This is a genomic window from Stenotrophomonas sp. 05N37 (assembly GCF_056397365.1).
This window is the reverse complement of the sequence record NZ_JBFTNG010000003.1, coordinates 47785-73806: the sequence shown is the minus strand read 5'-3', so window position 1 is coordinate 73806 and position 26022 is coordinate 47785. Positions and strand designations below refer to the sequence as shown.

The window sequence follows — 26022 nt, the reverse complement described above, 5'->3', positions numbered from 1 at the left end:
GTGACGCGGGAATGGCCTGGCGGAAAGCCGCAGGTCGTGCGGTTCGCCCAAGTGTCGACGTAGGTCGATTCACCTGAACGCATCCCTGCCGTGCGCGCGCCGTTGCTGGCCGCGGGTGGGTTTTCGATATATCGTTCCGCCATCGCATTCGATATATCGAAATGACCACTCCGCGTGACCTCGACCGCCCTGCCCGCCCGCTGACCGCACGCCCGCTCAGCCGCGGCGACCTGCGCCTGCTGGTGCTGGCGTTGCTGGACGAGCAGCCGCGGCATGGCTATGAGCTGATCCAGCTGATCAGCGACATGTTCGTGCGGGTGTACACGCCCAGCGCGGGTTCGATCTACCCGGTGCTGGCGCAGTTCGAGGCGGCCGGCTGGGTGGGTGCCATCGAGGAAGGCGGGCGCAAGCGCTACCAGCTGAGCGCGCTGGGCCAGGCCGAATTGACCGGCCAGCGCGAAGAGGTGGACGCGGCGCTGCGCCGGGTGCGCGACAGCGCGCGCACGATCACCAAGGCCAACCTGCCGCCGAGCGTGCGCGACGGGCTGCGCGAGCTGAAGGCGGCCCTGGGCCAGTGCCACGGGCGCTGGAACGAGGACAACGCCAGCAGCGTGGCGCAGGCGCTGCGCGAGGCGGCCGCGCACATCCGCGGGCAAGGACGCTGAGATGCCCTCCCCCATTGTTCAACGCATTCGACCCCGCCAGCCCCGGCCAGCCAGGTCTTCCCCCTACGCCGCGCTGCGGCGCATTTGAGTACAGGTGTTCCCCATGGCTTTGCATGAAAACAAGCTGCTGCGTCATACCGTGACGTTCCGCCCCCTGCAGGTGCTGCGCACCGAGGAGATCAGTCCGTGCATGCGTCGGGTGATCGTGGGCGGGCCGGCACTGGAAGGCTTCGACTCGCCCTCGCCGGACGACCACGTGAAGCTGTTCTTCCCCAACGCCGAGGGCCAGTTCGTGGTGCCCACGATGACCCCGGAGGGCCCGCGCTACCCGGAGGGCCAGCAGCCCTCGCCCGCCCGCGACTACACCCCGCGCTGGTGGGACCTGGAGGCCGGTGAGCTGGCGCTCGATTTCGTGCTGCACGGGCACGGCGTGGCCTCGAGCTGGGCGGCCAACGCCCAGCCGGGCGATGCGATCGCAGTGGGCGGCCCGCGCGGTTCGCACATGACCGCGCGTGATTTCGACACCTACGTGCTGATCGGCGACGAGACGGCGCTGCCGGCGATCGGCCGCTGGCTGGAGACGCTGCCGGAGGGTGCCAATGCGGAGGTGTATATCGAGATCCCCGAATCCGGCGACCGCCAGGAGTTGCCGGAGGACGACCGCATCCGGGTGTCGTGGCTGGAGCGCAATGGCTTCGACGCGTCCAGCAGCACGCTGCTGGAGGATGTGTTCACCGACTTCGAGGAACCGGAGGGCGATACGTTCTACTGGATCGCCGCCGAGTCGCGCCGGGCGCGGATGATGCGCAAGTACATCGAGGGTCACCTGGGCGTGCCCAAGGAGTGGATCCGCTCGACGGGCTACTGGAAGGCCCACGCCGACGAGCACGACGGCGACTGAGCCGCGACGGGCACCGGCCACGGATGCGACAATCGCGTTTTGGGCCGGTGCCTTTCCATGCAAGCAGTTTCTTCCTCGGCGCTGACCGACCTGATCGACCGCGCCGAGCGCGCCGACCCCGCCCTGGATGCGGCCTTGAACGCGCTGGCGCCCTCGGTGGCCGGCAACGTGGCGCCGCTGCGCGCGGCGCTGGTGCCGCTGGCCCAGGCGCAGATCGCGCTGGTGCAGGCCACGCTCGATATCGGCCTGGTGGCCGATGAGCTGCGCCGGTACCAGAAGTATGCGGCGCCGGGTAAGCCGAGCCTGCAGATCGTGCAGCTGCGCAAGCAGCAGGCGGCGGTGAAGCAGGCCTCGCTGATCGCCCGGCAGGGTTACGCGCAGGCCACCCACGCGTTTCTGCGCGACAGCGGATTGACGGCACCGGCCCGGCGGGTGCCCACCGATTTCACCACCGCGTGGCTGGGCAAGGTGGTCGCGGCGGTGGCCGCGGGCTGACCGCTGCTTACGGCGTAAGTAGAGCCGGGCCATGCCCGGCTGGCGGTGTGCGTGACCCGGAACGGAGGGCAGCCGAGCATGGCTCGGCTCTACCCCTGTGTGGTCGCAGCGGTGGCCGCAGGCTGACCGCCGCTTACGGCGCAGGTAGAGCTGGGCCATGCCCGGCTGGCGGTGTGCGTGACCCGGAACGGAGGGCAGCCGAGCATGGCTCGGCTCTACCGTGCGTGGGCGCGTCGGGTGTGCGTCTGGCGGTGTGCATGACCCCTACGCATCAGGTAGAGCCGGGCCATGCCCGGCTGGCGGTGTGCGTGACCCGGAACGGAGGGCAGCCGAGCATGGCTCGGCTCTACCCCTATGTGGGCGCGTTGGGTGTGCGTCGGGCGGTGTGCATGGCCCTTGCGGAGCAGGTGGAGCCGGGCCATGCCCGGCTGGCGGTATGCGTGGCCCGGAACGGAGGGCAGCCGAGCATGGCTCGGCTCTACCGTGTGTGGGCGCGTCGGGTGTGCGTCTGGCGGTGTGCATGGCCCTTGCGGAGCAGGTAGAGCCGGGCCATGCCCGGCTGGCGGTGTGCGTGAGCCGGAACGGAGGGCAGCCGAGCATGGCTCGGCTCTACCCTGCGTGGGCGCGTCGAGTGTGCGTCGGGCGGTGTGCATGGCCCTTGCGGAGCAGGTGGAGCCGGGTCATGCCCGGCTGGCGGTGTGCATGAGCCGGAACGGAGGGCAGCCGAGCATGGCTCGGCTCCACCGTGTGTGGGCGCGTCGGGTGTGCGTCTGGCGGTGTGCATGGCCCTTGCGGAGCAGGTAGAGCCGGGCCATGCCCGGCTGGCGGTGTGCATGGCCCGGAACGGAGGGCAGCCGAGCATGGCTCGGCTCTACCGTGGGGGCGCGTCGGGTGTGCGTTTGGCGGTGTGCATGGCCCTTGCGGAGCAGGTAGAGCCGGGCCATGCCCGGCTGGCGGAGTTCATGAGCCGGAACGGAGGGCAGCCGAGCATGGCTCGGCTCTACCGTGCGTGGGCCCGCCCGATCTGCGTCGGGCGGTGGCGGAGAGCTGGTTCAGGTCGCCGGAGTTGTATCGGGTGGTGCCACGCGCATCGTTTGAGCGGGCGGCTTCGTGCCGGTCGGCGCCACCGCCGGGCGGCGCCAGCCGTATCGACGGGCCAGGCCGATTTCCAGCAGCACCAGCGTCATGGCGATCAGCAACGGCAGCACCAGGCCAAGGTAGATGCCGGGCATCATGCTGGTGAGCTGGGCCTTGAGCAGGCGGATGGCGCCCTGGGTGTGCAGCAGTTCGTTCATGCGCATGCCGAGCGCTTCGCGGAAGACTTTCTTGTCTACGCCGCTGACGCCGGCGGCTTCCTTGGACAGACTGTCCTCCACCCACTGCGACATCAGCGCACTTCGCACGTGGTCAACGCCGCGGCGGGTCCAGCGTTGGAGGGTGCCCTCGCCCTGCAGGTAGCCGGCGCCGGGCAGCGGGTGGTCGGCCAGGTAGTCGTCCACCACCTGGCGGGTGACCTGGTGCACGGTGGCATCGCTGCGCATCAGCGTGGCGAGCGCGGGGTCGTCCAGGGAGCGTTCGATGTCCACCATCCAGCTGGCGACGAGGGTCTGCAGGTGCGGCTGGAAATGATCGATCTGCTTGTAGAGGGCGCGCTGCGCGCCGGCAGTGAAGCCGAGCTGCAGGCCGGTGGCGCAGAACAGCAGCGGCAGCAGTACCACGTAGGTGGCCAGCGTCCAGTGGTGCCAGCGGTTGCGCCGGGCCAGCCAGCCGCGGCGATGCATGGCCAGCCAGGTGGCGATGCCGAGCAGCAGGCCGACAAACGCGCCGAGCACGGTGCCGCCGACCAGGTCGAGCAGGCTGAGGCCGGTCCAGAATTCCATCATCCAATACTGTGCGTCTTGCACGGGGTGCTCCTTTGCGCGGTGGCGCGTGAAGCGGGGAAGTGTACGAGATGCGGATGCGTGGCTGCCGCAAGGCGGACGGTGCGCGCGTAGCGCCACGCCATGCGTGGCTACCGCAAGGCGGACGATGCGAGGTAGAGCCACGCCATGCGTGGCTACCGCAAGGCGGACGATGCGCGCGTAGAGCCACGCCATGCGTGGCTACCGCAAGGCAGACGGTGCGCGCGTAGAGCCACGCCATGCGTGGCTGCCGCGAAGCGGACGGCATGCGCGGAGCGCAGCCACGCATGGCGTGGCTCTACAGGGCGGGGACGGTCGTCGAGCACCGGTGTGGCCCGGGTCATCGAGCACCGGGCGGGCCGGATCACGCGCAGGGCGCCGGCGACAGGCTGCACCCGTTGCGCAAACAAAAAGCCCGCCTTTCGGCGGGCTTTCTGCTGTTTCTACATCAGCGACCGATTACGCAGCCGGCTTTTCGCCGGTGGCTTCGGTGGTGATGCGGATGGTCACTTCATCGCTGACGTTCGGGGCATACGCGCCCACGCCGAAATCGCTGCGCTTGATGGTGGTGGTGGCATCGAAGCCGGCGGCCGGCACCTTGGCCATCGGGTGTTCGCCGCCGCCGTTGATGGTGACATCCAGGGTCACCGGCTTGGTGATGTCCTTGATGGTCAGGTCGCCGGTGACGGTGAGCTTGTTGGTGCCGTTGGCTTCAACCTTGGTGCTCTTGAAGGTGGCGGCCGGGAACTTGGCGGCGTCGAAGAAATCGGCGCTCTTCAGGTGCTCGTCGAACTTGGCGGTGAAGCTGTTGAGGCCGGTCAGCGGCAGCTTCACTTCCACGGTGGACTTGCTGACGTCGGCGGCGTCGTACACCAGGGTGCCTTCGGCAGCGCCGAAGTGCGCGGTCGGGTGCGAGAAGCCGAAGTGGCTCCACTGCGCCAGCACGTCGGTGTGGCTCGGGTCGAGCTTGTAGGTGCCCGAGGCGATCTTGATGGCTTCTGCGGCGGGGGCAGCAGCCGCGGCATCGGCCGCCGGGGTGGTGGCGGCAGCGGCCGGGGCGGCGTCGGCAGCCGGGGCAGCGGCGTCGTCGGCCGGCTTGGAGCAGGCGGCGATGGCCAGGGTGAGGGCCAGCGGCAGCAGGAGTTTGCGGGTCATGGTCATGTCAGGTCTCTCTCGAAAGCGAAGGGAAGAAAAAAGGTCGTGCAAACAGCCCGTCCGCGCGGACGGGCCAGGGTCCGGCGGGAACGCTTATTCGATGCGGGCCGCTTCGTCGAAGCTCAGGCGAGGCAGCCGCGGGAACAGGCCCGAGGCGTCACCGTACCCCAGATTGACGAGGAAGTTGGACTTGATGGCGGTGCCCTTGAAGAAGGCCTCGTCGACCTTGGCGTTGTCGAAACCGGACATCGGGCCAGCGTCCAGACCCAGCGCGCGGGCGGCCAGGATCAGGTAGGCGCCCTGCAGGCTGCCATTGCGGAAGGCGCCTTCGGTGCGGGCTTCACGCGGGCCGTCGAACCACGCCTTGGCGTCGGTGTGCGGGAACAGGTAGGGCAGCTTTTCGTGGAAGTCTTCATCGAAGGCCACGATCACCGTGACCGGGGCGGCCAGGGTCTTGTCGTGGTTGCCTTCGGACAGCGCCGGGGCGAGCTTGGCCTTGGCCTCCGGGGAGGTGACGAACACGAAGCGCGCCGGGCTGCCGTTGGCCGCGGTGGGGCCCCACTTCAACAGTTCGTACAGCGCCTTGAGCTGGCTTTCTTCCACCGGCTTGTCGAGGAAGGCGTTCTGGGTGCGGGCGGTACGGAACAACTGGTCGAGCGCAGCATCGTTGAGTACGTTGGACATGAAGCCTCCGGAGGACAGGGGAACCTGGGCGACATCGGCTACCGTTACCAGGCGGCCGCGCGATCGGCGAAGGCTGGCAGTGTAGAGTGTCGCGACAGTTGCAACACCCAGCCTGACTGAAACGAATTAATGCCATACGTGAAACGATCGAGTCCGCCCTGGACGATCACTGACGGCCGTGCCGGCAATGTGCGGCAGGCGGTGGCGCTGGCCTCCGCATTGAAACTGGGGGCGCACCAGCCACTGGTATTGAGCCCGCGTGCGCCGTGGCGCTGGCTGGCGCCGCGCTGGCTGCCGGGCGCCGCCGACGGCTTCGGCGAGGGCTTCCGGCAACTGGCGGACATGCCGCCGCCGCTGGCCATCGGCTGTGGCCGGCAGGCCGCCGGCGCGCTGCGCGAACTGCGCCGGCGCGGCAGCCAGGTGGTGCAGATCCTCGACCCGCGCATCAGCGCGCGCCACTGGGACCTGCTGGTGGTGCCCGACCATGACCGCCTGCGCGGCGACAACGTGCTGACCCTGCTGGGCAGCCTCAACCCGGTCAACGATGATTGGCTGGCCTGCGGGCGGGCCGCGTTTGCCGCGTTCAGTGCGCTGCCCGGGCCGCGCACCGCACTACTGGTGGGCGGGCCTACCCCGCACGCGCCGTGGCACGAGCCGGCGATGGTGCAGGTATTCCAGCAATTGGCCGCGCAACTGCGCGCCGAGGGTGGCAGCCTGCTGGCGACCACCTCGCGGCGCACGCCACCGGCATTGGTGGGCGCGTTGCGCAGTGCGTTCGCCGAGCTGCCGCATGTGATCTGGGGCGACGGTGGCGACGGAGTGAACCCGTATGCCGGGCTGCTGGGCTGGGCGAACCGGGTGGTGGTGTCGCCCGATTCGGTGAATTTGCTGTCGGAGGCCTGCGCCACGCGCATGCCGGTGGCGGTGGCCTTGGCCGACCAGGCACAGGCGCGATTGGCACGGTTCCAGCAGGCCCTGCGCGAACGCGGGCGGCTGCAGTCGCGCTGGCTTGACTGGCACACTGAAGGCCGTATCGAACCGTTGCGCGAGACCGCGCGGGTGGCCGCGCAGGTGCGTGCGCGCCTGGGCCTGACGGACTGACGCCGCGATGGACACGCTAGCGATCACGCGACGCGCGCAGTAGATTCATACCCCCATGGAATGGAGAACCCGCATGCGCATGTGGATGTTGTCGGCGTCGGCCCTGCTGCTGACCGCCTGTTCGAGCCTGGAGACCGCGCAGGACCCGCTGTCCTGGCACTGCCAGCACCAGGTGGATGCCGCGCGCGAACAGCCCGCGCTGCGCGATCGCAAGGGCGAACGACCGCCGCTGCCGGTCGCACCGATCAGCGCCGACTGTGAACGGGAAATGCGCCGGGGCGAACCGGCACGCTGAGCGCGGCGCTATGATGCGCGCGCGGCACGGTGCCGCTGGAGAAATGCCGCCATGGACGACGCCCGCCCTGCGCTGATCAACCGCCTGTACCCCGCCGTGCTGTGCGCGGCGCTGCTTGCCAGCGCCGGCATCGCGCAGGCCGACCCGCAGTGCGTGGAGCGCTACCCGACACCGGCGGGGTTGGCCTCGATGTTCGACGTGGCGTTGGCCACCACCGAGCGGCTGGACGCGCTGGAGGATGTGGACGTGGTGCTGATCGCACGCGGTGGCCAGGACCTGAGCAAGTACGGGTTGCGCCACAGCCATGTGGCGTTCCTGCTGCGCGAGGACGATGGCCAGTGGCGCGCGGTGCACCTGCTCAACCCGTGCAAGACCGCCGATTCGCAGTTGTTCCGCGAAGGCGTGGCCACCTTCATCGGCGAGACCTCCGCGCATACCGACCTGCGCATCGGCGTGCCCTCGCCTGCGCTGCGCACCGCGCTCAAGGCGATGCTGACCAAGCCGGCGATCCAGGCGCGCGCCCTGCACGAGGCGCGCTACAGCGTGGTGGCCTACCCGTTCAGTACCGAGTACCAGAACTCCAACCAGTGGGTGCTGGAGGTGCTGGCGGCGGCGCTGGCGCAGATCGAAGACGACACGCTGATCGTCAACCGCACCCAGGTGCAGGCCTGGTTGAAGCAGCACCAGTACCGGCCCAGCACACTGCACATCGGCGTGGCCAAGCGGCTGGGTGCGCGCTTCTTCGTGCCCAATGCGGCGGTGACCGACCACCCGGCCAGCGAGCGCATCTCGGGCAATTATTCGGTGGTGACGGTGGAATCGGTGTTCGATTTCGTACAGCAGCAGAAAGGCCTGCAGATGGAACTGCCGATCGCACACGTGCCGGTGCAGGGCATCACCGCGCCCAAGCCCTGAGCCCCCAAGCCGCGCGTTACCCGCATACTGCCCCCTCTCGACGCACCCCAGGAACTGCCCCATGACACGGATCTGCCGCCTCGTTGTTTCCCCGTTGCTGGCCGTTGCGCTGTGCGCCACCAGCGTGCCGGCGTCGGCCCAGCTGTTGACGGGCAACAAGCACCCGGTGGCCAGCAGCGTCATCGTGACCTCCGTGGTGAGCGTGGTGGTGGTGACTGCACCGATCTGGCTGGTCTCGGCCGGGGTGAGCAAGGCCGGCGATGCCTCGGCCCGGCGCAGTCGCGCGCGCGCCGAGGCGAAGAAGGCCAAGCCGCTGCCACCGCTGACGGTGGAGAAAGTGGAGCGCACCACCGAGGGCGGCGTGCAGCTGGAACTGCAGAACCCGCAGGCGCCGGACGAACCGGCGGTGCTGGCCTGGCCGGCAGGGGCCGATACGTCGGTGAACGCGGTAAAGGTGGGCGATGTGCTGGACTTCACCCCCACCCAGGGCGGCGCCGGCTGGAACGTGGCCAATGCCGAGGGCACGACGCTGGCGTTCCTGCCCACCGACCCGGACGCGGCGCAGCCCAGCGCGCGCTGGTAAGCCCCTCCTCCGTACCCAGGAACCACGTTATGAAACGGCCTGCCCCGATCTCCCTGTCGCCGCTGCTGGCGCTGGCGTTGCTGGCCACCGGCCTGCCCGCCCCGGCCCAGGACCTCAGCCGTGCTTCGCCGGTCACCAGCAGCGTGCTGACCGCCTCGGTGGTGAGCCTGGCGGTGATCACCGCGCCGGTGTGGCTCAGCGCGGTGGGGGTGAGCGAGCTGCATGACGCCTCGATGCCGCACAACCGGGCCGCGCGGGCCGCGAAGAAGCACAAGGCCGGCCCGCTGCCACCGCTCACCGTGGAGCGCGTGGCGCAGCAGCCCGACGGCGCTTACCGGGTGGACCTGAAGAACCCGCAGGCACCGGATCAACCGGCCGTGGTGGAGTGGCCGGCGCGCGCCGACAACCCGGCCGCCGGCGTCAACGTGGGCGATGTACTGGAGTTCACCCCGACCCCGGCCGGTGCCGGCTGGATGGTGGCCAACGCCGACGGCGCGGCGCTGGCGTTCCTGCCCACGGACGGCGCGGCGGCCACCAGCATGAGCGAACGCTGGTAGGTGAACCGGCCCGGGCTGGCCCTGCGCGGGCCAAGCCGGGATAATCCGCCGCTTCCCCGACTCCCCCGGTGCGCCATGCCTGTGCGTCCTGCCATCGCCTTTGCCCCGTTGACCGTGCCGTCGCTGCTGCTGGCGGTGCTGGCCATGGGCGTGGTGGTGCTGGGCAGCAACGTGCTGGTGCAGTACCCGATCAACGACTGGCTGACCTGGGGTGCCTTCAGCTACCCGGTGGCGTTCCTGGTGAGCAACCTGATCAACCGCCGCTTCGGGCCGCAGGCCGCGCGCAAGGTGGCGTGGGCCGGCTTTGCGCTGGCGGTGCTGTTGTCGATCTGGATCGCCACGCCGCGCATCGCGGTCGCCTCGTGCCTGGCCTTCATCGCCGCCCAGCTGCTGGACATCACCGTGTTCGACCGGCTGCGCCGGGGGCATTGGTGGCGTGCGCCGATGGTGGCCACCACCTGCAGCGCCACGCTGGACACGACGATCTTCTGGAGCATCGCGTTCGCCGGTTCCAGCCTGCCGTGGGTGAGCTGGGCCGCCGGCGACCTGGCGGTGAAGCTGGCCATCGGCGTGTTCCTGCTGGCGCCGTTCCGCGCGTTGCTGTGGAAGATGGCGCCGCGCACGGCGTAACCGATCCGCGATCACCGTTGCAGGTGCTGCGCCGGCTGGACAGCGCGCCCCCGGGTGCGCAGGCTGTGGCGATGGAAACCGATGCTGCTTACAAGATCGCCGTGGAGCGCCAGGTGCGCGCACGCATGGCCGACGTGGCCGCCAGCCACCCGGGCGTGCGTACGCGCGGGCTGGACTGGGTGGTGCGTGAGGGGAAGACGGAACTCGCCAGCGCCGGCCTGTACCCGCTGCGCGCGGCACGCGGTTGGGCCGCAAGCCTGGTGGTGCAATGCCCGACCGCGCTGGCGTTCTGCAGGACATGGGCCGATGGCAGCGTGTCGACCCAGCCGAACCCGGACCTGCTGATGGCCACGATGTCGTCTGCGCACGGCATGCCCGGCTTTGCCGGTCACAGTGGGGTGATCGTGCGCGCAGGCACCCACGATGCCGATGCGCTGGCCGCGCACCTGGTGGACCGCCTGGCCGCTGCGGCGCTGGCGCGTGCGTTGGCCTGGCGCGAGGTGCCGGTGGCGCTGGTCGACGACGTGGTGGCGCACGCCGCGTTCTACGCGTGGCCGCTGCAGACGGTGCTGTATATCGCCACGCGCAATGGCCTGCGCGCCGACGACCCCCGGTTGCGCGACGCGCTGCAACGCCGCGCGATCATGCGCCGCGGACAGCGCGACCAGGCCCTGGTGCAACGCGTGTTGCCCGCGTAGCGCCACGCCCTGCGTGGCTGCGCGGTGCCGGATGCAGCGCCGCCGCGCGTGGCGCAGGGCTACGCGAGCGGCGCCTGGAACGGCAGGCCGGCGGCCTCGCAGGCGGCACTGATCACCGCACGGGCTTCTTCCAATGCGGGCGTGGGTGCGGCCAGGCGCGGGCGGCGGTCGAGGGTGCAGGCCAGGCCCACGTCCAACAGCGCGGCGTGCGCCTCGTGCAACCCTTGGCGGGTGCCACCGGGCAGCCAGGCGATGTCGGCGAGGACGTCGATCAGGTGGGGAGTGTCACGCGGCTGCAGCACCTGCGGATGGCTGCCGGCGCTGTCGAGCACGCCGGTCTGCAGCAGGAATTCCAGATCGACGATGCCGCCGGGGCCCTGTTTGAGGTCCAAGCGGGCGGCATCGCTGCGGTCGAGTTCGCCGCGCATGCGCGCGCGCATCTTCAGCACGTCGGCATACACCACCTCGGCCTCGCGCGGACGCGCGAGGGTCTGCGCACGCACGCGCTCGAAATCGGCGAGCAGCGAGGCATCGCCGGCGATCCCCCGCGCGCGCACCAGGGCCTGGTGTTCCCAGGTCCAGGCGCGCTCGCGCTGGTACTCGGTGTAGCTGGCCAGCGAGGACACCAGCGCGCCCTTGCCGCCGTCCGGGCGCAGGCGCACGTCGATGTCGTACAGGCGGCCGGCGGCGGTGACCGCGCCCAGCAGGGCCATCACCTTCTGCGCCAGGCGCGCGTACCAGCGGCCGGGGTCGAGCGGGCGCGCGCCGTCGCTGCTGTCCTGGTCGGCCGGGTGGTCGTGCAGGAACACCAGGTCCAGGTCCGAGCCGAAGCCCAGTTCCAGCCCGCCCAGGCTGCCGTAGCCGATGATGGCAAAGCGCCCGCCGGGAATGCGCCCGTGCGCGTTGCCCATGTCGGCCTCGGCCATGGCGTGCACGGTGACCACCACCGCCTGGGCCAGTTCGGCCAGCTGGCGGGTGCTGTCGACCGCGCGCTGGCGGCCATCGAGCGTGGCCAGGGCCATGCGGAAACTCAGCGCCAGGCGGGTTTCATTGAGCAGGCGCAGCGCGGCCTCGGGATCGTCCACGGCCAGCGCGGCATCGCACTCGGCCTGCATCTCGCCGGCGTCGGGCATCGGCCCGGACACGCGCACGTCCAGCAGTTCGTCCAGCAGCAGCGGATAGGCGGCCAGGCGCTCGGCCAACAGTGCGCTGCGCGCCAGCACGTCGACCAGACGGGCCAGCGCGCTGGGTTGTTCGTCGAGCAGCGCCAGGTAGCTGGTGCGGCGCAGGACGGCCTGCAGCAGGCCGAGCACGCGCTTGAGCGCGGCATCGGGCTGCGGCGAGCGGGTGGCCGCGTGCAGCAGGGCCGGCAGCACCCGGTCCAGCCGCGCACGCGCGCTGTCGGACAGCGACTTCACGCCGAGTGACTGGGCGAAATCGCGCAGCGACTGGTCGGCGCTGTGCGGGTCGTGGAAGCCGGCCTCGGCGAGGATCTCCGCGCTGCCGTTGTCGGGCAGCCCGCGCCAGTAGTTGGACAACGCATCCGGTGCGGCCTGGCCCTTGCGCGGGGCCAGCAGCGCACCGAACTCGGTGCTGACCCGGGTGCGCTGCACATCGAGCGCGGCCACGAGGGCGTCCCAGTCGGGGTAGCCCAGGCCGGTGGCGATGCGCAGGCGGTCGCTGGGATCGGCCGGCAGTGCGTGGGTCTGCGCGTCGCGCAGCATCTGCAGGCGGTTTTCCAGGCGGCGCAGGAAACCGTACGCGTGCAGCAGGTCCTGGCCATCCTGCGCGGCCATCTGCCCGCAGGCCACCAGCGCCGGCAACGCATGCAGCAGGCGGCGCTCGCGCAGGCTGGCCTCGCGGCCGCCGCGGATCAACTGCAGTGCCTGCGACAGGAATTCGATCTCGCGGATGCCGCCGGGGCCGCGCTTGATGTCGTCGAACATGTCCCGGCGCGAGACTTCGGCGGTGATCGCCGCCTTCATGTCGCGCAGGCCGTCCAGCGCGGTGTAATCGAGGTAGCGGCGGTACACGAACGGGCGCAGGGTCTGCAGCCACGCTTCGCCGGCGGCGATGTCGCCGGCCACGGCGCGGGCCTTGAGCCAGGCGTAGCGTTCCCAGTCACGGCCTTCACGCTGGAAGTACTGGTCCATGCCGGCGAACGACAGCGCCACCCGCCCGGCACTGCCGAACGGGCGCAGGCGCAGGTCGACGCGGTGGCTGAAGCCATCCACGGTGGTTTCGTCCAGCAGCCGCGCCAGGCGCTGGCCGAGCCGGGCGAAATATTCTTCCGCCGCCAGCGGACGTGCGCCATCGGACTCGCCGCCCTGCGGGTAGGCGTAGACCAGGTCGACGTCGGAGCTGAAGTTGAGCTCGCCGCCGCCGAGCTTGCCCAGCCCGAACACCACCAGTTGCTGGGCGCTGCCGTCGGCGGCGCGGACCACGCCATGGCGGCCGGCAAATTCCTGCTCGAGCGCGGCCAGGCCAATGCCGAGGCAGTCTTCGGCCAGGGCGGTGGCGCCGGCCAGGGTGGCGGGGACGTCGTCGAGCCCGGCCAGGTCGCGCCAGATCAGCCGGGTGGAGGCGGCGGTGCGATAACGACGCAGGCGCTGCGGCCAGTCGCTGGGCTGCTGGGGGGCCAGCTCGGGCAGGGGCAAGGGCGGGCAGCCGGGCTGGGTGAGATGCGCCAGCAATGCCGGTTGCCGGCACAGGGTGTCGAGGGCGAAATCGCTGGTGATGGCCAGCAGGCGTATCTGGTCCAGAACCTCGGCCGGTGGCGGCCAACTGCCGCTGTCGGCCAGCGACAGGGCCAGGCGCGCCAGGGCGCGGTCGACGAGGGGAACGAGGGCGGCGGGGACAGCGTCGGCGGGAATCGGCATGCAGGGATTATGCAGGGCGCCGGGCGCGCCTACGCATGGCCGGATGGTCGAAGCAGGGGCGGTAGTGAGACCGGCGTCGGTCGCTCCCCGGCCAAGGTCATGCGTTTACCGCGTTGATGGGCGGTATCGGTGGTGGAGCGGGATTCGTCCGTACCGGGTGGGTTCGCCGGCGTGCAACGGGATGCGGCCATGTCGCGATGGCGCCGCCGCCGCTCTGGGCTCTGCGCGGCCTGGACCGGCGTTCATGACGTCGGGGCGGGACGCCGATCCCGAACGTCAGGCAATAAAAAGCCCGCTTGCAGCGAACTGCCAGCGGGCTCTGCTCCCTCCCCCACGTCGGGATGCAGGTCGATCTTCTAGGGTCCTCGTAAAAGTTGCACGCTGCACTGCAAAACAATACTGGCGGGTACAGAAGCGCGCGCAAAGCTGAACAGGGGCCGGCTGTAGCCGCGATTGCCATGCCACCTTGGTCGCACACCTTGTGCGGCAGGGATCGCCGATAATGATGGTCCCCCACACACGTTGTCGTCATGTCTGTCGATCGCATTGCCAACGCGCGTCTGCGTGATCGCGTCGTAACCGCCGAAGCGGCCGCCGCCCTGATCCAGCCCGGTGAAACCGTGGCCATGAGCGGCTTCACCGGCTCGGGCTACCCCAAGGCGGTGCCGGTGGCGCTGGCCCAGCGCATCGAAACGATGCACGCCCAAGGCCTGCCCTTCCAGATCAGCCTGATGACCGGCGCGTCCACCGCCCCGGAGCTGGACGGCGCCCTGGCCAAGGCCGACGGCATCGCCATGCGCATGCCGTTCCAGAGCGACCCGGATGCGCGCAACCGCATCAACGAAGGCAAGCTGGATTATATCGACATCCACCTCAGCCACGTGGCCCAGCACGTGTGGTTCGGGTTCTATGGACAGATCGATACGGCGGTGGTGGAGGTCTCGGCGATCCGCGAGGACGGCTCGCTGGTGCCGTCCACCTCGGTGGGCAACAACAAAACCTGGCTGGACCTGGCCAAGAAGGTGATCATCGAGGTCAACGAGTGGCAACCGGCCGGCGTGGATGGCATGCATGACATCTACTACGGCACCGCGCTGCCGCCGCACCGCAAGCCGATCCCGCTGGTGCACGCCAACGACCGCATCGGCGAGACCTCGCTGCGCTGCGACCCGGACAAGATCGTGGCGGTGGTGCGCACCAACGGCCCGGACCGCAACAGCCCGTTCAGTCCGATCGATGCGACCAGCGAGCAGATCGCCGCCCACCTGATCGACTTCCTCAAGCACGAAGTGGCCAAGGGCCGCCTGCCCGCCAACCTGCTGCCGCTGCAGAGTGGCGTGGGCAATATTCCCAACGCGGTGCTGGCAGGATTGGCCAAGAGTGGTTTCCGCGATCTGGCCGCGTTCACCGAGGTGATCCAGGACGGCATGCTCGACCTGCTGCGCGACGGCGTGCTGAGCTACGCCTCGTGCACCGGTTTCGCGTTGAGCCCGCAGGCCAACGAGACGTTCAAGGCGAACATCGATTTCTACCGCGAGCGCATCATCATGCGCACGCAGGAAATCTCCAACCATCCCGAACTGGTGCGCCGCCTGGGCTGCATCGGCATGAACGGGATGATCGAGGCGGACCTGTACGGCAACGTCAATTCCACCCATGTGATGGGCACGCGGATCATGAACGGCATCGGCGGCTCGGGCGACTTCGCGCGCAACGGCTTCCTGTCCGCGTTCCTGAGCCCGTCGACGGCCAAGAACGGCAGCATTTCGGCGATCGTGCCGATGGTGAGCCACGTCGACCACACCGAGCACGACGTGTCGGTGATCGTGACCGAGCAAGGCCTGGCCGACCTGCGCGGGCTGCCCCCGCGCAAGCGCGCGCGGGTGGTGATCGACCGCTGCGCGCATCCGGATTTCCGCGACCCGCTCAACGATTATTTCGACCGTGCCAGCCGTGACAGTTATGGCAAGCACACCCCGCACCTGTTGCCCGAGGCGTTGTCGTGGCACCAGCGATGGCTGGATACCGGGACGATGAAGGCGTGATGCAGAAAGGCCGGGCAGATGCCCGGCCTTTTTTTCGACCGCGGTCGAGTGGGTTAGCGGCCCGTGCCGCCGCCGGGTACGCCGCCGAGGTGGGGTCGGTTCCCGAACGAGCGCCGTGGCCGGCTCAACGTGCGGAAACGCATGACCCTGGCACGCAGCGAACGCACTCCCCGACGAAGGTCATGCCCTTCCCGATCGCGGCAGCTGCCACGGCGGTTGGTCGGGATGCGCCCTTACCTCATGCGGCGCGCAGGGCCGCCAGCGATTCGGCCTGCAGGCGTTCGTAGATGGCGAACTCGTCGTCAACCCGCATGCCAAGCGCCTGCTCGAACGCATCGCGGTTGGCATGTGCGGCATAGGCGCGCTGCTCTTCGCCGCCGAGGTTGGACTGGAAGATGCCCGCGGCACTGACCGGCAGGAAATCCTCGTAGACGATGGGATCGGCGCTGGCCAGGCCGGCGCTGATCAGGGCCTCTGCCGGGAGGTCGCCGATGGCGGCCGGGTCGCCGCGGCCGGCGTCGGTGAGGGCGTAGCGGTAGTAGCCGAGACCTTCGCGGCGCAGGGTGTCGTGGTCGTCCGGGAACGCCTGGAACGCGGCGGCCAGGCGGGTCGGGTAATCCTGGCCGGTGCTGCCGGCGCCCCCGCTGTCGCGCGCCTGGGCCAACAGTTGGTCGTACAGGGCGCGGCCCTTGGGGGTGAGCGCCAGGCCGCGCTGTTCGATCTCGCCGAAGCGCGCGGTGTGGGTGCCGGCGTCGGCGGCATCGCCGGCGGGGAAATGCACGGTTTCCTGCAACGCCTTGAAGCTGGTCTGGCGCAACAGGATCGGGCAGCGGCGCGGCGGCGGGCCTTCGACCACGGCCTTGGCGTCGATGCCACGGGCGAGCATGGCCGCCTGCGCCGCGTCGATGTCCAGCGTGCGCGGGGTGAGGTGGTTGATGTGCGGGCCGCGGAAGCTGACCACGTCGGCGATCAGGCGGTGCGCGTCATGCAGGGCGTGGTAGGTGGCCAGCGACACGGTGGCATCGCCGTGCCAGCGGAAGGTTTCCAGCGATTCGATGACGAAGCGGCGGGCGTCGGCTTCGTCCAGCCCCCCATCGCGCTCGGCCTGCGCGATCAGCGCCAGCGCGGCATCGGTGAAGATGCGGCGCTGGGCGAGGATGCGCGCCGCTTCGTCGCGCAGCGCGGCGTCCTCGATCAGCTCCAGCCGCAGCAGCGAGGTGAACACCCGGAACGGATTGTGCGCGAGCGCCTTGGCGGTGCGCGGGCGGAACGCGGTGGAGTGCACCGGCACGCCGGCCACGGAGAGGTCGTAGTAGCCGACCGGGTGCATGCCCATCACCGCGAACAGGCGGCCGAGCGTGGCCAGTTCTTCGGCGGTGCCGACCCGGATCGCGCCATGGCGCTCCTGGTCCAGGCGCGCGCGCTCGTCGGTGCGATCCAGTTGCTCCACCAGCGCCGGATCGGCGGTGAGCACGGCATCGTTGATCTCGGCGACCAGGTCGACCAGGGTGCCGTACAGCGGCACTTCGGTGCGGTACATGGTGGACATGGCCTGGGCGAACAGGCTGCGGATATCGTCGGGTGAAACGAAACGGTCGGCGCTCATTACGTACTCGGCAACGGATCACGGGGGGAACAGCAGGTGCCCATTGTCGCCGAGGCAAGGGCGATACCGCGATCTGCACAGCAGCAAAGGCGGGCGAGTGCAGGGTTCGCGCGAACGGCAGCCATGCATGGTGTGGCTCTACGTGGGGCTGTAGAGCCACCCCACGGGTGGCTGCGCGGGGAATCCGGTCCGCGCGAGAAGCAGCCACGCATGGCGTGGCTCTACGCGGGGCCTCCCCATGGGTGGCTGCGCGGGAATCCGGTCTGCGCGAACGGCAGCCACGCATGGCGTGGCTCTACGTGGCCACCCCATGGGTGGCTGCGCGGGAATCCGGTCTGCGCGAGAAGCAGCCACGCATGGCGTGGCTCTACGTGGGGCCTCCCCATGGGTGGCTGCGCGGGGAATCCGGTGCGCGCGAACGGCAGCCACGCATGGCGTGGCTCTACGTGGGCCTGTAGAGCCACCCCATGGGTTGCTGCGCGGAATCCCGGCCGCGCGCCTGCTCAGCGCCCGGCTGGCGCGGCGATGGCGGCGTCGCGCTGGCGCTGGGCGCGATCGCCGAGCTGGCGCTGGAGGGTGGCGTCGAGCTTGATCGGGCGGTCCCAGTGGTCGTGGCTGGCCACGATGGCATGGCGCAGCGCGCGCCAGTGCAGGTTGGTGGGCTTGACCGGCAGATCGGCCACCACCGTCTCCCAGCGTTTGGGCTCGCCCTCCTCCGGCACCGCGCGGCTCCAGGCCTGCACGCTGTCGCGGCACGCGCGTTCGATCGCGTGCGCCCAGAAGCAGGCGAAGTAGATGTCGCCGGCCTGCCAGCCGTGGGTGTACATCAATGCGGCGATGTAGCCGCGCGACACGCCGGCGTAGCGCGCCACCTCGTCCAGGAAACTGTCCGGGTAGCGCTCGGCGTAGTGGTTGATGTCCTGCAACTGCCCATCCACCCAGGCGTCGCCGGTAGCGACGACATAGGCCTCGGATTTCTCGGCGGTCTGCTGCGCCGAGGCCGCCAGAGGCAGCATCAGCCACAGCAGCACAAGCAGCGCGCGCAGGGTCATGGAACGATTCTGCCGCAGCGCTGCATGCGTGTCAGGCCTGCGATGCCTTGCGCTCGATGGCCTGCAGCGCCTGCGGCCAATCGAAGGCGGTCGGCGCGTCGACCATGCGCGGCTCATCGTCGGCCACGCCATGCTGGGTTTCATGCGCCCAGGTCACCGCGTACGGGGTATGGATGCCCCAGCCACCGAGGGTGATGACCGGCTCGATGTCCGAACGCAGCGAGTTGCCGACCATGCAGAAGCGCTCGATCGGCAGGTCGAACTCTTCCAGCACGCGGGCGTAGGTTGCCGGGTCCTTCTCCGACACGATCTCGATGCGCGGGAACAGGTCGCGCAGGTTGGCCAGCTTGATCTTGGCCTCCTGGTGGAACAGGTCGCCCTTGGTGATCAGCACCACCGGGTACTGGCCGGCGATCGCGGTGACCGACTCGCGCACGCCGTCGATCAGTTCCACCGGGTGGCGCAGGGTGTCATGGCCGATGTCCAGGATCTGCTGCAGGTCGCGCGCGGTGATCATCTGCCGGGTGATGTCGATGGCCGCCTCGACCATCGACAGGGTCATGCCCTTCACCCCGTAGCCGAACACGCCGAGGTTGCGCTGCTGCACTTCCAGCAGGTGGCGCGCGGTCTGGGTGTCGTGTACGTCGATGTAGCGCGACAGGATGTCGAGATAGTCCTGCTCGGCCTTGCGGTAGTAGTCCTCGCTCTTCCACAGCGTGTCGTCACCGTCAAAACCGACCAGGCCGATGGCGCCGGTGGGCGCGGGCAGGGAGGTCATCATCGGGTAAGGATAACAACAGCGGCCGGACGGCCCAATGACCGCATCGGCTCAGTAGCCGAACGGCTGCGGACCACCCCAGCCCAGCACCCCGCGCTGCGGCAGCTCGATGCGGGTGAGCCGCCACTGGCCCGGGCCCTGCCAGCTGAATTCACGGTAGCTGCTGCCCAGCTGGCCGGTTTCCTGCCACCACGCCATCAGCGCCGCAGGCCCGTCGGGCGCGTGCGGCTGGTACTGGAAGGGCAGGCCGCGGGTATTGAGCTCGGCCAGCAGCTCCTGCAAGCCCGGGTTGGCCCAGCGCGGGCCATGGTCGTCGAAGGCGATGGCGTCGGACACGCCGCCCGGCGACGCTCCGGTGACCAGCACCACCTCGCCGGGCGCGATATGCGACACCCGCTGCGGTGGGGGTTCGCCCGGAACGGGCAGGTACACGTCGAAGGGAGGCCGGCGGCCGGGATGATCCATGGTCTTCATCATAAAAGAAGGGCGACCGAAGCCGCCCTTCCCCCTCACTGCCTGACGCCGGTGTCCAGCGGCATCAGGCCTCTGCGCTCAATGAACTGCGGGATGGGCCCGTGGATCAGTTGCCGGGCTGCGCGCCGCTGCCACTGGCGGCCTTGCCCTGCTGGGCAGCCACGTAGGCCTTGTACTCGTCGGCGGAAAGCTCGCCGTCCTTGTTGCTGTCCGCCTGGTCGAACACCTGGGCGAGGCCCGCATTGACCTGTGCCTCGGGCTTGCTGATGGTGCCGTTGCCGTCGGTGTCCACGCTGGCCCAGGTCTGGCCGCCGCCACCGTTGGCCTGCTGCGAGGCCTGCGCGGCAGCACCCGCCGCCGAGTCCGCCGCCTGGCCGGCCTGTGCCGCTGCCTGCTGCGCCTGCGCGGCCTGGTTCTGTGCCTGCGCGGCGCTCTGCTGGGCGGAGGACTGGGCCATCGCCGGGAGGGCGAACACGCTGCCGGCGGCGACGATCAGGGCGATCAGGGGCTTGCGGTTGCGAATAGTCATGTGGGTGGTCTCCTTTGGGGATGTCGCACGGTTCGTTGTTTCCGCACGGCCTCCACCCTGCCAGCCCGTTTGTGAATCGACTTTGCGCCGCAATCGGGGCGCGCACGCGGTCTTAACCACCTGCGCGCGGCGCTCGTTTACCGCAGTGGTTATGCGTGGGTGAGCGCGTGGTAATACGCGCATTCAATGGCCCCGGATTTAACGGGATGCGAACGCAACCTCACGGTTCGCTGGCGCTTTTTTCGCCTGAGCGGGAACTGAACACCACCCACCCCAATGCCACGCCGGCCAGCGCGCCGGCGACCTCCAGCACCACCCGCGAGCCCAGTTCGTTGGGATCGTGGATGCTGGAGAGAAACAACCGCGCGTACAGCGGCGACTCCAGCCGCACCATGCCCATGTAGAACAGCTTCCATGCATCGATGCCGGCCGACACCACCACTGCGATCACGCAGGACCAGCCGATCGCATGCCCGGCCGTCCATGCCAACGCGCGGGCCAGGCGATGCCACAGCGCATACACCAGCAGCCCGACCAACAGCGCGATCAGGCCCGCCTCGAGCGTTCCCAGCAATCCAAAGTGCAACGGCAGGTTCATCGTGATCCGGGGGTGCGGTGAGCGCACAGTGTAGCGGCCCGCCCTGCCCGGCCGATGCTCAGCGCACCGGGACGTCGTAGGCGGTATGCGGGTCTGGCTCGGGGCGGAGGGTGTAGTGCCACCATTCCAGCGGGTAGTTGGCAAATCCATGGCGCCCCATCGCGGCGCGCAACTGCTGGCGGTTCGCGCGCTGCACGGCGCTGATGTCGGCCGCGTCGGTATGCGCGCGCGGGCCGAAGAAATCAAACTCGCTGCCCATGTCCAGGGCGACGCAGGGGCCGCTGCGGCAGTCGAGCAGGGTCAGGTCGACAGTGGCGGCCCGGCTGTGGCCGGAGGTTTCGGCGATATAGCCGTCGAGCAGCGCGGGCTTGTCCAGGCCCGGGTAGTGCAGCGCCTTGCGCGACTGCTCGGTCGGGTCGTGCGCCCAGGCCACGAAGGCGCGCACCGCCTGCACCGGTCGGTAGCAGTCGAACACGCGCAGGGCGTAACCATCGGCGTGCAGTTCGGCCTCGACCGCGGCCAGCGCGGTGGCCGCCGGCGCCAGCAGGTAGCACGTGGGCGCGTCGTAGCCGGGCACGCGACGGCCGGTGAAGTTGTCCGCGCCGGCATAGCGCATGTCCAGGGCGATGTCCGGCGCCAGCGTGCGGATGTCGACCAGGCCGGCGGCGGCCGCGTCGCGCGCCGGCGATACCGTCACCGTGCCCGGCTGCGCGCTGGCCACGCCGGCCAGCAGCAACAACGCGACGGCGCTACGGGCAATCGCCGACGCGGGTGAACTGCAGGTCCTGGTAGTCATAACTGAAGTCGATGTCCGGATCGATGGCACGCAGGGTAAGCGTGGGCGGCACGCCGGGCTGCACCTGCAGCCACGGCTGGGTGTCCTCGCCGAGGTTATCCCACTGCACCAGCCAGCGCTCGCCCACCTGCATCACCTGGCCGTGCAGCCAGCCCGACCGGGCCACGCGGAAGCGCAGTTGGCCCTGGTCGGGGCAGACGCTGGCCGGGCCCAGCCACGGGTCTTCATAACGCCCCTGCCAGGCGCGGGTGGCCTGCAGGTCGGCCGGGCGCCGCGCACCGGTATCCGGGCGCACGTGGCCGGCGGCCGCGCGCTGCTGTCGCTCCCAGGCCAGTGCGTCCAGGTACCCGCCCACACCCTCGGTAGCGGTGGGATCGGTGTAGTGCTTGAGCGCGGCCTGCACCAGCGCGGTGCGCGCATCCTCGGCCTCGCCGTTGATCAGCACCACCACGCCCACGCGGCGGTCCGGCAGCAGCGCCAGCGAGGAATACATGCCAGACAGGGTGCCGGTGTGCGCCACCTTCCACTGCCCGTCCATGTCCGACAGGCGCCAGCCGTAGCCGTAGGCGGAGAAGTGCGCGTTGTCCCACTGGCGTTGCCGCTCGCTGATCGGCATCGGCATGTGCGCGGTCCACAGCGCGCGGCGCTGGGCGGCGCTGAGCCAGCCCGGCGCACGCGCCGGGTCCAGCAGTACCTGCATCCAGCGGGTCATGTCGGCCAGGCTGCAGCGGATGCCGCCGGCAGCCATCGAGGGGCGGTCGGTGGTCATGTCCGCATCGGTCCCCTGCATCGCGTTGCGCCCATCGATGCGCACATGCGGCTGGGCCACGTTGCCCACCTGGGTGACCGACCAGGCCCCCACCTGGCAGCGCTGCATGCCCAGCGGTGCGAACACCTCCTCGCGCATCAGGTGGTCGTAGGGCTTGCCACCGGCAGCGGCGGCCACTTCGCCGGCCACCACGTACATCAGGTTGTCGTAGGCATAACCGCTGCGGAAGCTGGTCACCGGCTTGAGGTGGGCCAGCCCGGCGATGACGTCCTGGCGGGTGAAGGCATTGGGCTCGGGCCAGAGCATCAGGTCACCCGCGCCCAGGCCCAGCCCGCTGTTGTGGATGAGCAGGTCGCGCACCTGCATGTGCTCGGTCACCCACGGATCGTGCATGCGGAACTGCGGCAGGTAGCGGGTGACCGGATCGTCCCAGCGCAGCAGGCCGCGGTCGACCAGCCGCGCCAGCAGCGCGGCGGTCATCGCCTTGCTGTTGGAGGCGATCTTGAACAACGTGTTGGCGTCGATGCGCTGGCCGGTGCCGGCCCTCCGCTCGCCGCGGGTGGCCGAGAACACCACCTCGCCGTCCTCGACCACCGCCATGGCAATACCAGGCAGGTCCTCGCGGGCAACGGTCTGCTCGAGCATCGGGTCAAACACGGCGCGCGCGTCAGCGCCGGTGGCGGCGACGCCAACGCCCGGCAGCAGGGTCAGCGCGGCGGCCAGCGCGAGCGTGGTGCGGTGGCGATGGATACGCGATGGCAGGCAGGAAGGCATGGAGTGGACGGGGCCTTGAAAGGAAACCGGCGCCCCGTCGAGGCGGGGCGCCGGTGGATCACAGCTTACCCAGTGCGGGCCGGCAACGGTGCCCGGCTCAGAAGTTCCAGGTCACCATCAGCTGGGTGTAACGCGGGGCCTGCCAGCGCGTGCCGGTGTTGAAGGTGTTCTCGCGCACCTGGCCCGGCTGGGCCTCGTAGCGCTGGTGCACGTTGACCACGGTCTGGTTGTTGAACAGGTTGTAGACCGACAGCCGCGCACTCAGGTCGATGCCCTCCACCGGCAGGCGCCAGGTGACATTGGCGCCCATGGTCCAGGTCCACGGCAGGCGACCGAATGCTCCGCGCGGGGAGTACTCGAACTGGCGCTGGTTGTACGGGCCGGAGCAGTTGGCCACGCACAGCCAGCCGGTACCGCCGCCGCTGCCTTCGCTGGAGGTGCTGCCGCCGGCAACGGTGTCGTTGGGCCACATCACGCCGAAGGCGGTGATCGGGCCACCGGACATCACCTGCAGGGTGGTGCCGAAGGACCACTGCTCGTTCAACGCGTACGCGGCGCGGAACTTGAACTGGTGGCGGAAGTCGTTGAACAGCGGCCCATAGCGCTCGTTGTTGGCCGGGTGGTCCCAGTGCTGGACCATGCCGGTATCGCCGTAGTTGGTGTCCGAGTTGACCGGCCCTTCGACGTTGCCGTCGCTGCGCGACCACAGGTAGGACGCATTGAACAACCACTTCTCATCCCACGCACGATCGATCTGCAGCTCCAGCGCCTTGTACGTGCGGCGGGGCTTGGAGTACCCCACCACCTCGCCGCTGCCGCCCTTGCGGTAGCCGCTGTTGGCGGTGTCGATGGTGATCCAGCCTTCCTCGGCGCAGCCGATGCTGGAATCGCCCCAGAGGGTGAGGCTCTCGCCCGGGTTGGCGATCGGCCACAGGGTGCTGGGGGTCGGGCCGCACGGGGTGTAGTTGATGCGCATGTCGTCCAGCGCGCGGGTCATGCGCCGGTAGGTGGCGTTGATGCCCCACGACCAGGCCTGGTTGATCATGGTCTGGAAGCCGAGGATGTACTCGTCCTGGTAGACCGCCTTGAGGTCCTTGTCCACGCTCTGGCGCAGATCGGCCGCGCCGGTGTTCATGCGGGTGTCGACCGGGCCGATCTGCTGGCCGATGATCGGGGCCATGTACGGGGCGCCAGTGACCGGGTTGGCCTGTTGCTGCCAGCCGTTGAGCACGTAGTAGGAATACTCGTCGGTGAGCCCGCCGGCGAAGTTGACGTTGATGTTGTTGGTGACCGGCAGGTAGTAGCGGCCGGCGTTGCCGAACAGCTTGGTGCTGCCGTCGCCCTTCATGTCCCAGGAGAAGCCGAAGCGCGGGGCGATGAGGTCGTCCATCTTGATGAAGGCGTCACCGTCGGCGGTGCGGTTCTCGAAGCGGTCCCAGCGCACGCCCAGGTTGAGCATCAGGTTGGGGGTGATGTTCCAGATGTCTTCGAGGTAGAACGCGTTGGCTTCGGTTTCGAAGGTGCCGCCGGAGACGCGGTTGCGTGCGCGCAGCATCTCGGTGACGCCGGCCGGCACGTAGGCGTTGGCGCCATCCCACACTTCATCGCCCGGGCGCGCCACGTAGGCGGTGTAGCTGAGCTGGGTCGGGCCGGGGTAGCGGGTGGACTGATCGGTGGTCATCAGCTCGCGGTCGACGCCGAAGCGCAACAGGTGCTGGCCGAGCTGCCATTCGAAGTCCAGCCGGGCCACGTCGCGGGTGTCGTCGCGCTCGGCCACGGCGGCGCCGGTGGGGTGGCAACCCGGGCGCAGCCCGTTGAGCTTGGACAGGCGCGAGGCGTAGGTGCTGTCGGTGAACACCGGGCTGCAGGCCTCATCCAGCGAGGAACTGGTGAAGGCGCGCTGGTTGTTCTGGCCGACCATGGCGCGCGCGGTGAAGGTTTCGCCAAAGTGGCCGGTGTAGGTGGCCGACCAGTTGCGCCCGCCGGTTTCGGTGACCGAGTCGCCGCCGTAAGCACCCAGTTCCGCATCGTCCCAGTCGTAGTTGTAGGACGCGTTGGTGACCTCGCCCTCGTCGGAGAAGGCCAGCAGCGCCAGGCTGTGGTTGTCGGTGATGTTCCAGTCCAGCTTGGCGCCCCAGAAGCCGTTGTCGGCCTTGTTGTTGAACCAGGTCAGCGCGTCGGAGGAGGTGTTGTGGCCCTTGTCGCTGCGGTCTTCGTACATCGCGAACAGGAACAGCTTGTCCTGCACCAGCGCGCCAGACCCCCACACGTTGGTCTTGAAGAACGAATTGTCGTCGCGGCTGGCGTAGGAATGCGCGGTGCCGTCGCGATGGAAGTGGTCGCGGCCGCTGGAGCGCCAGGCGCTGGGCTCGGCAGTCACTTCGATGCCCCCCTGCAGCTCGTTGCTGCCCGAGCGGGTCACCGCGTTGATCACGCCGCCGGTGGAGCGGCCAAACTCGACCGAGTAGCCGCCGGTCTTGACCTGGAACTCGTTGAAGAAGGCGAACGGGGCGCTGGAGAAGCCGCGCCGGGTGTACATGTCGGTGACGTTGAGGCCGTTGATGAAGACCGCGTTCTCGGCCACCGAAGAGCCGGCGAAGGACAACCCGCCGAACGAGGAATTGCCGCCCACCACGCCCGGTGCCAGCAGCGCCACCGCCGACAGGTCCTGCGCCACCGGCAGGCGCGAGATCTCCTGGCGATTGACGTTGAACGAGGTCTCGGTGGAATACACATCGACGCGGTTGACCACGCGAGTGCCGACCACCTGCAGCGCATCCAGGTTGACCACCCCGCCGCCGCCGGCCAGGTTGACCGTGGTGGTGCCGCCCACGGCCACGCTCACCGCCACCGGTTCGCCCAGCGTCTGGCCTTGGCGACTGAGCTGCAGCCGGTAGTCGCCGATCGGCAGCTGGCCCAGGCGATAGCTGCCGTCGCCGCTGACGGTGACCGTGCGGGTCAGGCCGGTGGCGGTGCTGACCACGGTGACCTGGTCACCGGCGGTGGCCCGCCCGGCGACCGCGCCGCTCACGTTCTGGGCCGAGGCCAGGGTCGGCAGCAGGCTGCCCAGACAGACACCCAGCGCGGCGTACAACGCCGCGCGCTTCATACGATGTGCATTCATTCCCTGCTCTCTCCTGCA

The 26022-nt window shown here is 69.6% G+C and carries 24 protein-coding genes; 11 read left to right on the top strand and 13 right to left on the bottom strand.

All coding sequences use genetic code 11. From position 1 onward, the window contains the following. The first annotated feature begins 161 nt into the window (after nt 1-161). The 3 genes from AC1DGC_RS10915 to AC1DGC_RS10905 all read left to right on the top strand — a co-directional run bounded on the left by AC1DGC_RS10915 (nt 162) and on the right by AC1DGC_RS10905 (nt 2061). The gene (locus tag AC1DGC_RS10915; RefSeq protein ID WP_394164323.1) at nt 162-665 is read left to right on the top strand and encodes a PadR family transcriptional regulator; all 504 of its coding nucleotides are present in this window, start codon (nt 162-164) and stop codon (nt 663-665) included. A gap of 103 nt (nt 666-768) precedes the next feature. Further along, nucleotides 769-1566: a siderophore-interacting protein gene (locus AC1DGC_RS10910; RefSeq protein WP_259207336.1), complete on the top strand. Its 798-nt coding sequence runs from the start codon at nt 769-771 to the stop codon at nt 1564-1566. 57 nt (nt 1567-1623) lie between these two features. After that, nucleotides 1624-2061, top strand: a complete 438-nt coding sequence (locus AC1DGC_RS10905) for a hypothetical protein (protein ID WP_394164324.1) — start codon at nt 1624-1626, stop codon at nt 2059-2061. Between the two features lie 1052 nt (nt 2062-3113). On the opposite strand, the gene AC1DGC_RS10900 is transcribed toward AC1DGC_RS10905, so the two are convergent. From AC1DGC_RS10900 to AC1DGC_RS10890, 3 genes are all read right to left on the bottom strand, one after another. After that, nucleotides 3114-3965: a hypothetical protein gene (locus AC1DGC_RS10900; RefSeq protein WP_478047839.1), complete on the bottom strand. Its 852-nt coding sequence runs from the start codon at nt 3963-3965 to the stop codon at nt 3114-3116. 456 nt (nt 3966-4421) lie between these two features. Beyond that, nucleotides 4422-5123, bottom strand: a complete 702-nt coding sequence (locus tag AC1DGC_RS10895; RefSeq protein ID WP_478047838.1) for a YceI family protein — start codon at nt 5121-5123, stop codon at nt 4422-4424. A gap of 87 nt (nt 5124-5210) precedes the next feature. Further along, on the bottom strand, nt 5211-5801 hold the full coding sequence (locus tag AC1DGC_RS10890) for a malonic semialdehyde reductase (RefSeq protein ID WP_259207345.1): 591 nt from the start codon (nt 5799-5801) through the stop codon (nt 5211-5213). Between the two features lie 129 nt (nt 5802-5930). On the opposite strand from AC1DGC_RS10890, the gene AC1DGC_RS10885 reads away from it, so the two are divergent. From AC1DGC_RS10885 to AC1DGC_RS10855, 7 genes are all read left to right on the top strand, one after another. Then, nucleotides 5931-6902 (top strand): mitochondrial fission ELM1 family protein, encoded by a 972-nt coding sequence (locus AC1DGC_RS10885; protein ID WP_449336117.1) that lies wholly within the window; start codon nt 5931-5933, stop codon nt 6900-6902. A gap of 73 nt (nt 6903-6975) precedes the next feature. After that, on the top strand, nt 6976-7197 hold the full coding sequence (locus AC1DGC_RS10880) for a hypothetical protein (RefSeq protein WP_478047837.1): 222 nt from the start codon (nt 6976-6978) through the stop codon (nt 7195-7197). A 51-nt stretch (nt 7198-7248) separates the two neighbouring features. Next, nucleotides 7249-8112: a DUF2145 domain-containing protein gene (locus AC1DGC_RS10875; RefSeq protein WP_478047836.1), complete on the top strand. Its 864-nt coding sequence runs from the start codon at nt 7249-7251 to the stop codon at nt 8110-8112. 61 nt (nt 8113-8173) lie between these two features. Further along, on the top strand, nt 8174-8695 hold the full coding sequence (locus tag AC1DGC_RS10870; protein ID WP_394164330.1) for a hypothetical protein: 522 nt from the start codon (nt 8174-8176) through the stop codon (nt 8693-8695). A 29-nt stretch (nt 8696-8724) separates the two neighbouring features. Beyond that, nucleotides 8725-9252, top strand: a complete 528-nt coding sequence (locus tag AC1DGC_RS10865) for a hypothetical protein (protein ID WP_394164331.1) — start codon at nt 8725-8727, stop codon at nt 9250-9252. A 75-nt stretch (nt 9253-9327) separates the two neighbouring features. Next, nucleotides 9328-9882: a queuosine precursor transporter gene (locus AC1DGC_RS10860; RefSeq protein ID WP_449336121.1), complete on the top strand. Its 555-nt coding sequence runs from the start codon at nt 9328-9330 to the stop codon at nt 9880-9882. Between the two features lie 71 nt (nt 9883-9953). Beyond that, nucleotides 9954-10580 (top strand): hypothetical protein, encoded by a 627-nt coding sequence (locus tag AC1DGC_RS10855; RefSeq protein ID WP_478047835.1) that lies wholly within the window; start codon nt 9954-9956, stop codon nt 10578-10580. Between the two features lie 59 nt (nt 10581-10639). Here AC1DGC_RS10855 and glnE read toward each other — a convergent pair whose 3' ends face one another. Beyond that, nucleotides 10640-13459 carry a bifunctional [glutamate--ammonia ligase]-adenylyl-L-tyrosine phosphorylase/[glutamate--ammonia-ligase] adenylyltransferase gene (glnE, locus tag AC1DGC_RS10850; RefSeq protein WP_478047834.1) on the bottom strand — a complete coding sequence of 940 codons (2820 nt, stop codon included), beginning with the start codon at nt 13457-13459 and terminating at the stop codon, nt 10640-10642. Between the two features lie 530 nt (nt 13460-13989). On the opposite strand from glnE, the gene AC1DGC_RS10845 reads away from it, so the two are divergent. Then, nucleotides 13990-15504 carry an acetyl-CoA hydrolase/transferase family protein gene (locus tag AC1DGC_RS10845; protein WP_478047833.1) on the top strand — a complete coding sequence of 505 codons (1515 nt, stop codon included), beginning with the start codon at nt 13990-13992 and terminating at the stop codon, nt 15502-15504. Between the two features lie 238 nt (nt 15505-15742). Here the strand turns inward: AC1DGC_RS10845 and hglS are convergent, their stop codons facing one another. The 9 genes from hglS to AC1DGC_RS10800 all read right to left on the bottom strand — a co-directional run bounded on the left by hglS (nt 15743) and on the right by AC1DGC_RS10800 (nt 26004). Beyond that, a complete protein-coding gene (hglS, locus tag AC1DGC_RS10840; RefSeq protein ID WP_478047832.1) occupies nt 15743-17110 on the bottom strand; it encodes a 2-oxoadipate dioxygenase/decarboxylase HglS in 1368 nt (455 codons plus the stop codon). Between the two features lie 503 nt (nt 17111-17613). Next, complete coding sequence (locus AC1DGC_RS10835) at nt 17614-18162, bottom strand: hypothetical protein (RefSeq protein WP_478047831.1); 549 nt, start codon at nt 18160-18162, stop codon at nt 17614-17616. A gap of 31 nt (nt 18163-18193) precedes the next feature. Beyond that, the gene (locus AC1DGC_RS10830; RefSeq protein ID WP_449336126.1) at nt 18194-18943 is read right to left on the bottom strand and encodes an HAD family hydrolase; all 750 of its coding nucleotides are present in this window, start codon (nt 18941-18943) and stop codon (nt 18194-18196) included. Nucleotides 18944-18991: 48 nt separating this feature from the next. Continuing rightward, nucleotides 18992-19405 carry a hypothetical protein gene (locus AC1DGC_RS10825; protein WP_259207375.1) on the bottom strand — a complete coding sequence of 138 codons (414 nt, stop codon included), beginning with the start codon at nt 19403-19405 and terminating at the stop codon, nt 18992-18994. A 115-nt stretch (nt 19406-19520) separates the two neighbouring features. Continuing rightward, entirely contained in the window at nt 19521-19943 is a 423-nt protein-coding gene (locus AC1DGC_RS10820) for an EF-hand domain-containing protein (protein ID WP_259207377.1), read from the bottom strand. A 220-nt stretch (nt 19944-20163) separates the two neighbouring features. Beyond that, the gene (locus AC1DGC_RS10815) at nt 20164-20541 is read right to left on the bottom strand and encodes a hypothetical protein (protein ID WP_259207379.1); all 378 of its coding nucleotides are present in this window, start codon (nt 20539-20541) and stop codon (nt 20164-20166) included. Between the two features lie 58 nt (nt 20542-20599). Further along, nucleotides 20600-21337, bottom strand: a complete 738-nt coding sequence (locus AC1DGC_RS10810) for a M15 family metallopeptidase (protein ID WP_478047830.1) — start codon at nt 21335-21337, stop codon at nt 20600-20602. After that, the gene (locus AC1DGC_RS10805) at nt 21291-22880 is read right to left on the bottom strand and encodes a serine hydrolase domain-containing protein (RefSeq protein ID WP_478047829.1); all 1590 of its coding nucleotides are present in this window, start codon (nt 22878-22880) and stop codon (nt 21291-21293) included. The genes AC1DGC_RS10810 and AC1DGC_RS10805 overlap by 47 nt, the downstream gene beginning before the upstream one ends. A gap of 97 nt (nt 22881-22977) precedes the next feature. Beyond that, the gene (locus AC1DGC_RS10800; protein ID WP_394164340.1) at nt 22978-26004 is read right to left on the bottom strand and encodes a TonB-dependent receptor; all 3027 of its coding nucleotides are present in this window, start codon (nt 26002-26004) and stop codon (nt 22978-22980) included. Nucleotides 26005-26022 lie beyond the last annotated feature (18 nt).